This is a genomic window from Rosettibacter sp. KY25 (genome assembly GCF_057554405.1).
The window spans coordinates 35352-48009 of the sequence record NZ_BAAJAO010000002.1; the positions used below are offsets into that span (position 1 = coordinate 35352).

The following is a 12658-nucleotide window of genomic DNA, read 5'->3' on the forward strand; positions in this document are numbered from 1 at the left end:
AACTCATGTCGTCAGCACCAACAGTACATACCGAAACAGTTGATTTTGTGATGTTATATATTGTAAGCATTTCTGTAATACTTCTTTTAGGTATTACTGCAACAATGATTTATTTTGTTATAAAGTATAATCGTAAAAAGGGGCATAAGCCTGTTGATATTCATGGAAATATCTGGCTTGAAATTGCATGGATTGCGATCCCAACTTTATTGGTTTTGTCGATGTTTTATTTTGGATATACTGGATTTAAAGAAATCAGAAGAATCCCGGAAAATGCATTTGTCGTAAATCTTACTGCAAGAATGTGGCAATGGGAATTTAAGTATAATAATGGAAAAGTTACTGATACTTTATATGTTCCTGTCAATACACCAATTAAACTTGAGATGAAGTCTGTAGACGTAAATCATTCATTTTATATCCCAGCTTTTCGAATAAAAGAAGATGCTATACAGGGACAAACAACTTATCTTTACTTCACACCAAAAGAGATTGGTGATTTTGATGTTGCATGTGCAGAATATTGCGGATTAGGACATTCAATGATGTATACAAAAGTAAAAGTTTTATCTAAAGAAGATTTTGATTTGTGGTATAACAAAAAGTAATTGAGATTCATTGAAATGTTAAAAAGAATTTTAAACTACATAAATATTATTCTTGAGCTTAGCAAAATTAAGATTACATCATTTGTTGCTTTATCTACTTTTGCAGGATATGTTATTTATTCTGAAAGCATTTCACTCAAAATGATTTTGCCAATCTTTGGAGTATTCTTGTTAGCATGCGGTTCTTCTGCACTAAACCAATATCAGGAAAGAGATTCTGATGCATTAATGAACAGAACAAAAGGCAGACCTATCCCATCTGGCAGAATAAGCAGCATAAATGCTTTGATTATTTCTTTAACTATGATTTTTACAGCTCTTGTTATTATCTACATTGGTTCAAATTTAATTTCTGTTTTACTTGGTGCATTAGCTGTTATCTGGTATAATTTTATTTATACTCCATTGAAGAAAAAATTTGCATTAGCAGTAGTTCCGGGTTCTGTTATTGGAGCATTACCCCCAATGATTGGTTATACATCAGCAGGTGGTTCTCCATTTGATTTTCAAATTCTATCTTTAGCATTGTTCTTCTTTATATGGCAAATTCCACATTTCTGGCTGTTGCTTTTAATATTCAGCAATGATTATGAAAGAGCTAATTTCCCAACTTTGACTAAAATATTTTCTGATAGTCAACTTTCAAGAATAACTTTTATCTGGATTATTGCTCTTTCTGTTAGCAGCTTTTTATTCTTTATTCCTGAAAGTTCTCATAATATTTATTCATTAATTACCATGATTTTTCTTGCATTGTGGTTAATCATTGAATCGAGTCAGATTTTGAGAAAATTATCAGATAGAAGTACAATGAGAGCAGCTTTTATTAGAATCAATCTTTATGTTCTTGCAGTAATTGCAATTATTTCAATCGATAAATTATTACTAACAGAAATTTAGCAGGAAGAAAAATGGAACTTATAGACAAAATTATATTGCCTCAATCAGCTCAGCACATGATTTTATTAAAATATATTCTTGTCCTTACTTTTTTATTGTTTATTCCATATGCCTCTGTTTTGTTTGGCTCATTTATATTATCTCTCTTCTTTCAATATAAATTCAAAAAAAATTCGGATGTTATTTACAAAAATTTATCTATTGAATTAATCGACCTTGTTACATTCAGTAAAGGAATTGCTTTTACACTCGGATTAATCCCATTATTAAGCTCTGCATTTTGTTATGCTCAGCTGCTTCATCTTTCGGGTTTAATTGTTCCAGAAACAATTTTAATTTCTGCATTTTTGTTTTTGATTGCATTAATATCAATCTATTCTTATAAGCATTCATTGCACTTAAAAAATATTATTGAGCTTAATACAGATAAAAAATCAAATGAATCAGAAAAAGATTTTCAGGAATACAACTATAGAATTAACAGAGTAATTAAGACAAGCAGTTATTCTGGATTACTATTTTTAATTATTTCAACCTATTTATTTGTAAGCTCAGTTGAATTTACTCAAGATTCAGAAAAGTGGAATTATGCAAATAATATTTTTGGAATAATTTTCTCGCTTAATGCATTGATAGGATATCTACAATTTATTTTATTCTCGCTTATTTTTACTTCTACCTTTTTATTGGTAAAATATGGTAAGATTGTTAATGATGCTGATTCATATAAAAATTATATAAAAAATTTTTCACTCAAGTTAGGATTGACTTCAACTGTTTTATTACCTGTTTTAGTAATTCTATCAATCTTTACAAAATCAAAATTCTCTCTTTCATATAATGTATTTGGTTTTACTTTGCTCGCATTAATATTTCTTCTCTTAATCAGCATTTTATTTTACGCAATGATTAAGCAGAATGAAGTGAAGTATGGATTGCTTACAATTTTTTTATTCTTTCTTGTAATATCTTTTTTAATTATAAAAGAACAGTTTGCATTTAACACTTCTGCAAAAAAACATTTTGTTTATTTAGCAGCAAATTATGAATCATATCAGAAAAAACTACTTGAAGAATCGGGATTGTTGAAAGAAACTATAAATGGTGCAGATATTTTTAACAGTAAATGTATTGCATGCCATCAATTTGATAGAAGAGTTGTTGGACCTCCTTATAATGAAGTCTTGCCAAAATATGAAGGGAAACGACAGGAACTTGTAAGTTTCATTTTGAATCCAACCAAAAAAAATCCTGATTATCCACCAATGCCGAATCAAGGATTAAAACCCAAAGAAGCAGAAGCTGTGGCAGAATTTATAATGAGTAATTATAAAAAATAAGTTCACAATCGCTGTAATTATCTTTCTTTTCATTTTATTATTTTTAATTTGACTCTAAAATTATTTTCATAAAAATGCTCACAGTACTGGAATCATTAAAATTATCTGCGGAATATCTTGAAAAGAAAGGAATTGAATCACCAAGATTGAATGCTGAACTTCTTTTAGCTGATATTCTTAAATGTAAAAGATTGGATTTGTATTTGAAATATGACCAGCCATTAAATGAAGACGAATTGAATAAATACAGAGAATATCTTTCTCGCCGTGGTAAAAATGAACCACTTCAATACATAATTGGCAAAGCAGATTTTTTTGGACTCGAGTTTAAAGTTAATCCTTCAGTTTTAATTCCAAGACCAGAAACTGAAATTCTTGTTGAAACTATTATCAATCTTGAAAAACAAAAAAATGATTTGATAATTCTCGATATCGGAACAGGAAGCGGCAATATTGCAATTTCACTTGCATTAAATTTGCCTCAATCAAAAATTATTGCAGTTGATATTTCAAAAGAAGCATTGAGTGTTGCGAAAGAGAATGCTGAAATTTATAATGCCTCCAATCAAATTGAATTCGTAAGAAAAAATATTCTTGATGAATTTTCACTTAACGACTTAATGTTTGATGTTATAGTTTCTAATCCGCCTTATGTTGGAATTCAAGATTATAAAAACTTGCAAAAAGAAATAGTTGAATATGAACCACGCATTGCTGTAACAGATGATGAAGATGGTTTAAAATTTTTTAGAAAAATTATTCACTTGTCAAGTATACATCTAAAACACGATGGGAAATTATTTTTTGAAATAGGAATGGGACAATCAAACATTGTTTATGATATGATGAAAAATTCTGGTTTGTTTGATATACAAATAATCAAAGATTATCAAAATATTGACAGAGTAATTTACGGGATAAAAAAATGAGAGCATTAGTTCAGCGTGTAACAGAAGGTGCAGTTGAAATTAAAGAAGCAAATTACTCAGCATCAATTGGGAAAGGAATGGTAATTCTTCTTGGTGTCAAAGAAGGTGATACTGAAGAAGATATGATTTTTGTTGCAGACAAATGTTCCAACTTAAGAATCTTTGAAGATAGCAATGGCAAAATGAATTTGTCTTTGAAAGATATTAATGGTGAAGTTCTTGTTATTTCCCAATTTACACTTTATGGAGATGCAAGGAGAGGCAATCGTCCAAGTTTTACTGATGCTGCAAAACCCGAACTTGCAGAAAATCTTTACAATAAATTTATCGAAAGAATGAAACAAAATTTAGGTGCCGATAAAGTAAAAAGCGGTATCTTTGCTGCAATGATGCTCGTCAAAATTTTTAATGATGGTCCTGTAACAATTTTAGTAGAATCAAAATAAGGGATTTTACTTGCATTCTACATTAATGATTTTTTTAGATGGTGTTGGGATTGGAAAAAAGGATTATCAATTCAATCCATTTTTCAAGTATCAATTCAAAATGTTTACAGAAATCTTTGGTGAAATCCCTCATCTCGAAAATCAACATCTTTCTGTAAATGGAAGATATGTTTTCCCAATCGATGCTCTTCTTGGTGTACCTGATATTCCATTAAGTGGAACTGGACAAACTTCAATTTTTTGCGGTGTCAATGCACAAAAAATTTTAGGCAAACATTTTGGTCCTTATCCTCATTCAGAATTAATTCCTGTTATCAAAGAAAAAAATATCTTTATAGAATTTTTAAGAAGAAAAAAGAAAGTTGCATTTGTTAATGCATATCCAAAAATATTTTTTGATTATGTGAAAAGAGGGAAAAGAATTCTAAGTGTTACAACTCTCAGCTGCCTATTAAGCAATGTTCGATTAAATAAAATAAAAGATATTTATCATGGGAAAGCTTTGAGTGCAGATATTGAAAATTACAGATTAATAAGTAAAATGAATTATAAGCTTCCGCTTTTCACACCGGAAAAAGCTGCTAAAAGATTATTGAGAATTGCTGACAAAAATCATTTTACACTGTTTGAATATTTTTACACAGACCATCTTGGACACGGTAGAAACTTAGAACTCTTCGACAGAACAATCCATGTGTTTGATAATTTTATTTATTATGTAATTAAAAATTTGCCTTCTAACATGACATTATTAATCTGTTCCGACCACGGTAATTTCGAAGATTTATCAATTAAAGCACATACATTAAATCCTGCACTTGGAATAGCAGCCGGTAAATTTGGCAGCATATTGGCAAAAAAAATTAAAAAACTTAATCATATAAAATCAGCAATATTGGAGTTGTATGATTGAATAACTATCCGCTAATAAAATTTGTTTTGATTTTTATTTGCGGTTACTTATTCGAAGCAATCTTTAAGTTGAATGATGAAATTCTTTTCTATTTATCATCTATATTAATCACGATTCTGTTAATTCTATACTTTATAAAAAATCAGAATTGGAAAACATTTCGTCAAATTGTTCTTGTTGTCTCTCTATTCTTTTTAAGTGGATTTTATTATTCATCATTTCACAAAGCAAAAGTTTATTATCCGTTTGAGAATTATTCTTTTCGCAATATTAAACTAGTAGGAAAAGTTAATAATGTAGAATTAATTCAGAGAGATAGAATTGTATTTTATTTAACATCAGATTCAATTTACTTCCCAAATTTTATTGAAAAAAGAAAATTTAATTTTCTTTGTATATTAAATGATTCCCAAAGAAGATTGAATGAAAAGTATGATTCATTAAAAATAGGAAGTTTAGTGGAAATAAAAGGGAATATTATAAGACCTCGCAACAAAAGGAATTTAGGTGAATTTGATTATGAAAAATATCTTAATCAAAAACAAATACATTCATTATTTAGTGTTAAAGGTGCTTCTAATATCAAAATAATTTCCAACCCACATCTTGATTTGATGAATTTGATTTTTGAAACAAGAAAGAAAATTGATAATGTTATTTCAAAATATCATAATAAAAATACTGCATCATTGCTTAGAGGTTTATTACTTGCAGACCGCAGTACTATAGATTATGAAATCAAAAATGAATTTATTAATTCTGGTGTAGTTCATGTACTTGCAGTATCAGGTCTTCATGTTGGTTTTATATCACTCATCTTTATTTTTCTTTTTCAACGATTAAATATTTTTTTAAGATATTCTTTTACTGTTATTGGCTTAATTATTTTTATGATTATTACTAATTCTCCGCCATCAGTTGTTCGTGCAACAATAATGGCAATAATAATAATATTAAGCTTAATGACAAGCAGAAAGTATAATAGTTATAATGCGATTGCTTTTTCAGCTTTGATTATATTATTAATTAATCCAGATGAACTTTTTAATCCAGGATTTCAACTTTCATTTGCTGCTGTAATTTCCATTTTAATTTTTTATCCAATTTTGAATAATGCAATTCATCAACTTAATTTTAAGTCAAATTTATTGAAAACATTATTATTGTTTGCCTCAGTATCATTAGCTGCTCAAATAGGAACTCTTCCTTTTGTTCTTATTTATTTTCATAAACTCTCAATAATTTCATTAATTGCAAATCTTATTGTAATTCCTCTAATCGGTATAATTATTAGCTTGGGCATTTTTACAATCATAATTTCTTTTTTATCAACCTTATTATGTTCATACTATGCATCAGCAAATGAATTGTTAACTTATATTTTGTTTTTTGTGACTGATAAACTTGGCAATTTCACAGCAGCATATTTGCCTATAACAAATTTTTCGATAATTGATACAATAATTTATTACATGCTAATTGTATCATTATTTTATTTATGGAAAAAACTTCAATCAATACAAGCAAAAATTGTTATAGTTATTCTTGTTGTATTCAATTTTGTATTCTGGGCAAAGTTGGATGATATAAATTTTTTGCCAGACAATTATTTATCAATATTAGCTGTTGATATTGGACAAGGAGATTCATACTTAATCAAATTCCCAAATGGACAAACAGCTTTAATAGATGCTGGTAATGCAAATAAATATTTTGATAACGGGAAAAGAATTATTATTCCTTTGCTTGAATATCTTGGAATTAAAAAAATTGATTATGCTTTTGTATCTCACGTAGATTCTGACCATTATCGAGGATTTATATCTTTGATAAGAAATAACAAAATAAAATTAATTTATAAGCCGCCTTTAGATTCTCTTGATAAAGAAGACAAAAATTTTGAAGCGTTATTAAATTATTACTCAATTCCTATTAAGTATTATTCTAAAAGTATTTTAACAATTGGTAATGTAAGAATTTATATTCTGAATGACTCATTCTATTATAACAATTCAAACGATAGAAGTGGTGTATTCAAAATAAAATATGGGAATACAACATTTTTATTTACTGGTGATATCAGCAAAAAAGCAGAATATAATTATGCTGAGCTCTACAAGAATTTTCTTAAATCAGATTTATTGAAAGTAAGTCATCATGGAAGCAAAACAGGCACAAGTGATATTTTTCTTAATTATGTTAAACCTGAATATGCTGTTATTTCTGCAGGCATTTCTAATTTGTTTCATCATCCGCATAAAGAAGTTTTAGAAAGATTACTTAAAAGAAAAATAAAAATATCCAGAACAGATAAAGAAGGTGCCATATTATTTCAATCGAATGGATATAAAATTGCAAAGATTAATTGGAAAATACTTGATAACAACTTTATATTTTGAACAGAAATAAAATATTGTTTGCTTAATGACAAACCAAAATTACAAATGCAAATTAGATAAACCCTCAAAAGAAAAAACATTCCTTTTTTCAAGCAAGGTAAGTGCATGAATCTCTATGAAAATTATTCATTAAAACATCATAACACTTTTAATGTAGATGTAAAGGCAAGATACTTTTTTGAAATTTTTGATGAAGATGAATTAACTGAAGTGATGAAAGAAATTAAAAATCAACGGAATGTTCTAATTTTAGGTTCAGGCAGCAATATTCTGTTCACAAAAGATTATGATGGTTTTGTAATAAAATATAAAAGCAGTCAAATAAAAATAATTTCCGAAAAAGAAAATGATGTTGTAATTCATGCCGATGCTGGAGTTATCTGGGATGATTTAGTTAGCTATGCAGTTGAAAATAATTTTTATGGAATAGAAAATTTATCATTAATTCCGGGAACAGTCGGGGCAGCACCAGTTCAAAATATTGGAGCTTACGGCACTGAAATTAGTAATGTTATAGATTATGTTGAAGGTTATTTTCTTGATAAATCAGAAAAGAAAATGCTTTACCGTGATGAATGTTTGTTTAATTACAGAGACAGCATTTTTAAGAATGAATTAAAAAATAAATTCATTATAACTTCTGTTGCATTAAGATTAAGAAAAGAAAAAGAATTGAATCTAAGTTATCGTGATATTCAAAATTATTTTCAGGGAAGAGACTATCATCAAATTACTATTCAAGAAGTTAGGAATGCAATTATAAATATCAGAAAAAGTAAATTGCCAGATTTTAATGTAATGGGCAATGCTGGAAGTTTCTTTAAAAATCCAGAAATAACTTCCACACATTTAGAATCAATCAAAAAAGATTTCCCAGATATTCCATTTCATCAAATCAATGACAAGTATAAAATCCCAGCTGCTTGGCTTATTGAAAAATGTGGATATAAAGGAAAGCGCAAAGGCAATACAGGCACTTATGAAAAACAAGCACTTGTTATAATTAATTATGGAAATGCAATAGGTGAAGAAATAAAAAACTTTGCAGATGAAATTAAGCAGGCAGTCCAAAACAAATTTAATATTGATTTGGAATATGAAGTTAATATTTTATAAAACTTTTCGAGCAAATATTAAATCAACCTATCACTAATTCAATCATTTTACAGAGGTAAACATGAAAAATGATAATTCTGTAAATATTCTTAAGAAAACTATTCAAGAAATTACTCAGCCATTTAAAGACTTGCTTCACACTTCAAGAGCATTGCTTGGATTAAATCTTTCTTATGTTCTTGAAGGAATTACTTATTTCGGAGTTGTAGGTTTACTTGCAATTTATTTTAACGATTACATTAAGCTTGATGATATACGTGCTGGAAATATGGTTGGTGTTTTAACAGCTGGAATAACATTAAGCATGCTTTTTTTAGGTGCTACAGTTGATTGGATAGGTTTACGTAAATCTCTTTTGATTGCATTATCATTTATGCTTGCAGGAAGAATTCTATTAACACTGGCTCCAAATCTTGGTGCACCTGGATTATGGAATTCTGCACATATTTTTGCAATGCTTGGCATACTTGGAATAGTCTTGGGTTATGGAATATATCAACCTGCATGTTATGCTGGTGTAAAAAAATTAACTAATGAAAAAACAGCAGCTATGGGTTATGCTATGCTTTATGCATTGATGAATCTTGGCGGGTTTTTACCTGGAATAATTTCACCACCTGTCCGAAAAGCATTTGGCATTCTTGGAGTCTTCTGGGTTTATGTAGCATTGACTGTAGTGGGAATTCTAATTGTTTATTTTATTATTACAAAAAAAGCTTATGAAAAAGCTGTTAAGGAAGCAAATAATGATAAATTAATTGAAGAAAAAGATGATGATACTTTAGGTAATATGACTCTAAAAGAAAAAATTAGATTTTATGTTAAGAACTTTCCGCTCAAAGATAAAAGATTTTTATACTTCATTTTTATTTTAATGCCTGTTCAAACTTTATTTGCACATAACTGGCTTACTCTTCCACTCTATACAAGCAGAGCTTTTGAAGGATTTGTTCAAAATAATTTTGAATTCTTTGTAAACCTTAATCCAATTTTAATTTTTATATTAACTCCAATGGTTGCTGCTTTAACCTCGCATAAGAATGCTTACAATATGATGATTATTGGTACATTTGTTATGGCATCTCCAACTTTTATACTTGCATTAGGACCATCCATCAATACTCTAATGGCATATTTAATCATTATGACAATTGGGGAAGCAATGTGGCAGCCGAGATTTTTACAGTGGGTTGCAGAAATAGCTCCAAAAAATATGACTGGAATTTATATGGGTATAGGTCAATTTCCATGGTTCCTTACCAAAATTATTACCAGTTTATATTCAGGCTGGTTTTTAATGAAATACTGTCCTGCAGATACTCCGCCATCACAAATGAATACAGAATTTATGTGGCTAATTTATGGTTTCATTGCTATAGTAAGTCCAATTGGTTTATTGCTCGCAAGAAAGTGGATGATGAAAGGATTTAAAACAAAATATGAGGAGTAAGTGATTAATTATTACCTGCATTTATTTTTAATACTTCTTACTCTCTATGGAATTGCAGTAGGAAGTTTTCCTCAATTTAGAATGAATAGAGCAACAATTGCTCTTGTAGGAGCTTCTGCATTAATTTTTTCAAATGCAATATCTATCCAGCATGCTTATGATGCTATTGATATGAATACCATTCTTTTGCTTTTTGCAATGATGATTATAAATGGGAATTTAAGAATAGCAGGTTTCTTTAAGTTAATCACCGTTCATATAATAAAATTTGCAAAAACTCCAATGCAGCTTTTATGGTTAATTGTATTTTCATCTGGATTATTATCTGCAATTTTCTTGAATGACACAATTGTTATTGTTTTTACACCTTTAATAATTGAAGTAACAGTTGCATTAAAAAGAAATCCAATTCCTTATTTAGTTGCTTTAGCTGTTTCTGCAAATATTGGTTCAGCTGCTACTATAATTGGAAATCCACAAAATATGATTATTGGGATTGCATCAGGAATTCCATTTGCAAAATATGCATTATATCAAATTGTACCATCACTAATTGGACTGCTCTTAGCTATAGCTGTAATATCAATTATTTATAAAGAAGAATTTCATAAAACTGTTTTTGATAAAATTGAACTCGAGGAAGCAAAACCTTATAAACCTTTATTTATAAAAAGTATTGTTGCATCTTCGTTGATGATTATTGCATTTTTTTATGGAGTTTCAATTCCGCTTGCAGCACTGGGAGGTGCAAGTATTTTATTAATTACAAGAAGATTAAAACCAGAACGAGTATTTAGAGAAATTGACTGGTCACTTCTTGTATTTTTTTCTTCACTATTTATAGTAACAAAATCAATTGAAACTTCTGGAATAGGTAAATATTTGGCAATAACAATTCAGCCATACTTAACCAAATCTGTTCTATCATTAGCTGTATCTTCATCAATATTAAGCAATATAGTCTCAAATGTTCCAGCAGTATTGTTGCTTAAACCAGTGATTCAACACATGTCAAATCCAGAACATGCATGGCTGGTGCTTGGAATGGCAACAACATATGCAGGCAATCTAACTTTAATTGGTTCAGTTGCAAATTTAATAGTTGCAGAATCTGCAAGAAAGCATTTTATTCATATCTCTTTTGTTGAATATTTGAAATCAGGTTTAATTATAACCATTTTATCATTGACTGCAGGCATATTATGGTTTAATCTAATTTTTTATTAATAAAAAATTTAAAAGCTGCTGAAAAACATTTAAAAAAAATCGATTATAATCATGGAAAATTTCAATTAGGGGAAAAAATATGTCAAAGTTAATATCAGTTGATGAAATCCAAGACGGTATGATACTGGCAGAACCAATTCAAAACCGTTTTGGACATACATTATTAGGGGCAAATATAAAATTAGAAGAAAAGCATGTTAAATTTTTGAAATCATGCGGCATACAAACAATTTATATAGTTGATGAAAATGATAATAGTTCAAATAAACAATATGATAGTGAAACATTAGAAAAAGCAAAGGCATTATTAAGTCAAAGAATAACATGGAGACCTAAAAATGAATATGAAAATGAATTAATTGAATTTGCTACTCAAAATATACTTGAAAAACTTTAAGAGGGTGTAATGGATGTAATTAAAAAAATTATTGAAGGTGTTAGTAACTTACCAACTTTACCTACTGTTTATACTAACCTTTCACAAGCAATGGAAAATCCTAATACTACAAAAGAAGAAATAGCAAGAATTATTTCTGCAGACCAAGCTGCATCGTTCAAGATTTTGAAAGTTGCTAACTCTCCTTTTTATGGATTAAGAGGAAGAGTTGATACAATAACTCAAGCTTTATTATATCTTGGATTTAATGAAGTAAAGAATATTGTATTTGCTCTGTCTGTAATAAATGCTTTTTCTAAAAACAAGAATTTCAAGAAATTCACTCCTATTGATTTATGGGCACATTCAATTGGAGTTGGAGTTGCAACAAGATTAATTGGTGCTGCAGTAGGTGAGAAAAATTTAGAAAATTATTTTCTTGCTGGAATTTTTCATGATATAGGTAAACTTGTATTCTTCGAATATGTGCCAAATGAATACGCAAAGGTAATAGACCTTGTGGAAACAAAAAAAATTCCTGTTAAAGATGCAGAACTTGAAATACTTGGATTAAATCATGCACGTGCTGGTCAACTAATTGCTGAAAAATGGAAATTACCTCAATCAGTTGTAAATATCGTCAGCTCCCACCATACAGGATTAATTGGAAATAATGTTAATACATTATTGGCTGCTGTTCATCTTGGGGACATAATTGCAAGAGCTCTTGATTTGGGTTATGGCGGCGATAATTTTATACCAGAACCAAACATAAAAGTATGGGATATTCTAAAACTCCCAAAAGGATTCTTTTCTTCTGCAAGAAAAAAGATGAAAGATGATTTTGACCGTTTAACTAAAATTATGCTTTCTGATTAATTTCCTTTAAGAACTTGAAATAATTTCATTACTAAATTTCTGATTGTGTGAACTCATAGTTGCTGCATTTCTATT

At 28.8% G+C, this 12658-nt stretch carries 12 protein-coding genes; all 12 read left to right on the plus strand.

Annotation, left to right across the window (positions count from 1 at the left end; genetic code table 11):
• The first annotated feature begins 5 nt into the window (after nucleotides 1-5).
• The 12 genes from coxB to AC27L2_RS01540 all read left to right on the plus strand — a co-directional run bounded on the left by coxB (nucleotide 6) and on the right by AC27L2_RS01540 (nucleotide 12583).
• Complete coding sequence (gene coxB, locus AC27L2_RS01485; protein WP_487209885.1) at nucleotides 6-608, plus strand: cytochrome c oxidase subunit II; 603 nt, start codon at nucleotides 6-8, stop codon at nucleotides 606-608.
• 15 nt (nucleotides 609-623) lie between these two features.
• Nucleotides 624-1508 (plus strand): protoheme IX farnesyltransferase, encoded by an 885-nt coding sequence (locus AC27L2_RS01490; RefSeq protein WP_487209886.1) that lies wholly within the window; start codon nucleotides 624-626, stop codon nucleotides 1506-1508.
• Between the two features lie 11 nt (nucleotides 1509-1519).
• Nucleotides 1520-2848 (plus strand): c-type cytochrome, encoded by a 1329-nt coding sequence (locus AC27L2_RS01495; RefSeq protein WP_487209887.1) that lies wholly within the window; start codon nucleotides 1520-1522, stop codon nucleotides 2846-2848.
• 74 nt (nucleotides 2849-2922) lie between these two features.
• On the plus strand, nucleotides 2923-3777 hold the full coding sequence (gene prmC / locus AC27L2_RS01500; protein ID WP_487209888.1) for a peptide chain release factor N(5)-glutamine methyltransferase: 855 nt from the start codon (nucleotides 2923-2925) through the stop codon (nucleotides 3775-3777).
• A complete protein-coding gene (gene dtd, locus AC27L2_RS01505) occupies nucleotides 3774-4223 on the plus strand; it encodes a D-aminoacyl-tRNA deacylase (RefSeq protein WP_487209889.1) in 450 nt (149 codons plus the stop codon). The genes prmC and dtd overlap by 4 nt, the downstream gene beginning before the upstream one ends.
• 10 nt (nucleotides 4224-4233) lie before the next feature.
• Nucleotides 4234-5136: an alkaline phosphatase family protein gene (locus tag AC27L2_RS01510; RefSeq protein ID WP_487209890.1), complete on the plus strand. Its 903-nt coding sequence runs from the start codon at nucleotides 4234-4236 to the stop codon at nucleotides 5134-5136.
• The gene (locus tag AC27L2_RS01515) at nucleotides 5133-7535 is read left to right on the plus strand and encodes a DNA internalization-related competence protein ComEC/Rec2 (RefSeq protein WP_487209891.1); all 2403 of its coding nucleotides are present in this window, start codon (nucleotides 5133-5135) and stop codon (nucleotides 7533-7535) included. Before AC27L2_RS01510 ends, AC27L2_RS01515 begins: the two co-directional genes overlap by 4 nt.
• 105 nt (nucleotides 7536-7640) lie before the next feature.
• A complete protein-coding gene (murB, locus tag AC27L2_RS01520; RefSeq protein WP_487209892.1) occupies nucleotides 7641-8651 on the plus strand; it encodes a UDP-N-acetylmuramate dehydrogenase in 1011 nt (336 codons plus the stop codon).
• A 61-nt stretch (nucleotides 8652-8712) separates the two neighbouring features.
• Nucleotides 8713-10101, plus strand: coding sequence for an MFS transporter (locus AC27L2_RS01525; protein ID WP_487209893.1), 1389 nt, complete (start codon nucleotides 8713-8715; stop codon nucleotides 10099-10101).
• A complete protein-coding gene (locus tag AC27L2_RS01530; protein ID WP_487209894.1) occupies nucleotides 10102-11328 on the plus strand; it encodes an anion transporter in 1227 nt (408 codons plus the stop codon).
• Between the two features lie 79 nt (nucleotides 11329-11407).
• Nucleotides 11408-11725 (plus strand): hypothetical protein, encoded by a 318-nt coding sequence (locus tag AC27L2_RS01535; RefSeq protein ID WP_487209895.1) that lies wholly within the window; start codon nucleotides 11408-11410, stop codon nucleotides 11723-11725.
• Nucleotides 11726-11734: 9 nt separating this feature from the next.
• A complete protein-coding gene (locus AC27L2_RS01540; protein WP_487209896.1) occupies nucleotides 11735-12583 on the plus strand; it encodes an HDOD domain-containing protein in 849 nt (282 codons plus the stop codon).
• Nucleotides 12584-12658: the final 75 nt, after the last annotated feature.

Coding starts and splice junctions, on each gene's coding strand:
- AC27L2_RS01535 (WP_487209895.1), top strand. CDS start 11,408: ATGTCAAAGTTAATATCAGTTGATGAAATCCAAGACGGTATGATACTG.
- prmC (WP_487209888.1), top strand. CDS start 2,923: ATGCTCACAGTACTGGAATCATTAAAATTATCTGCGGAATATCTTGAA.
- coxB (WP_487209885.1), top strand. CDS start 6: ATGTCGTCAGCACCAACAGTACATACCGAAACAGTTGATTTTGTGATG.
- AC27L2_RS01495 (WP_487209887.1), top strand. CDS start 1,520: ATGGAACTTATAGACAAAATTATATTGCCTCAATCAGCTCAGCACATG.
- AC27L2_RS01525 (WP_487209893.1), top strand. CDS start 8,713: ATGAAAAATGATAATTCTGTAAATATTCTTAAGAAAACTATTCAAGAA.
- murB (WP_487209892.1), top strand. CDS start 7,641: ATGAATCTCTATGAAAATTATTCATTAAAACATCATAACACTTTTAAT.
- AC27L2_RS01490 (WP_487209886.1), top strand. CDS start 624: ATGTTAAAAAGAATTTTAAACTACATAAATATTATTCTTGAGCTTAGC.
- AC27L2_RS01540 (WP_487209896.1), top strand. CDS start 11,735: ATGGATGTAATTAAAAAAATTATTGAAGGTGTTAGTAACTTACCAACT.
- dtd (WP_487209889.1), top strand. CDS start 3,774: ATGAGAGCATTAGTTCAGCGTGTAACAGAAGGTGCAGTTGAAATTAAA.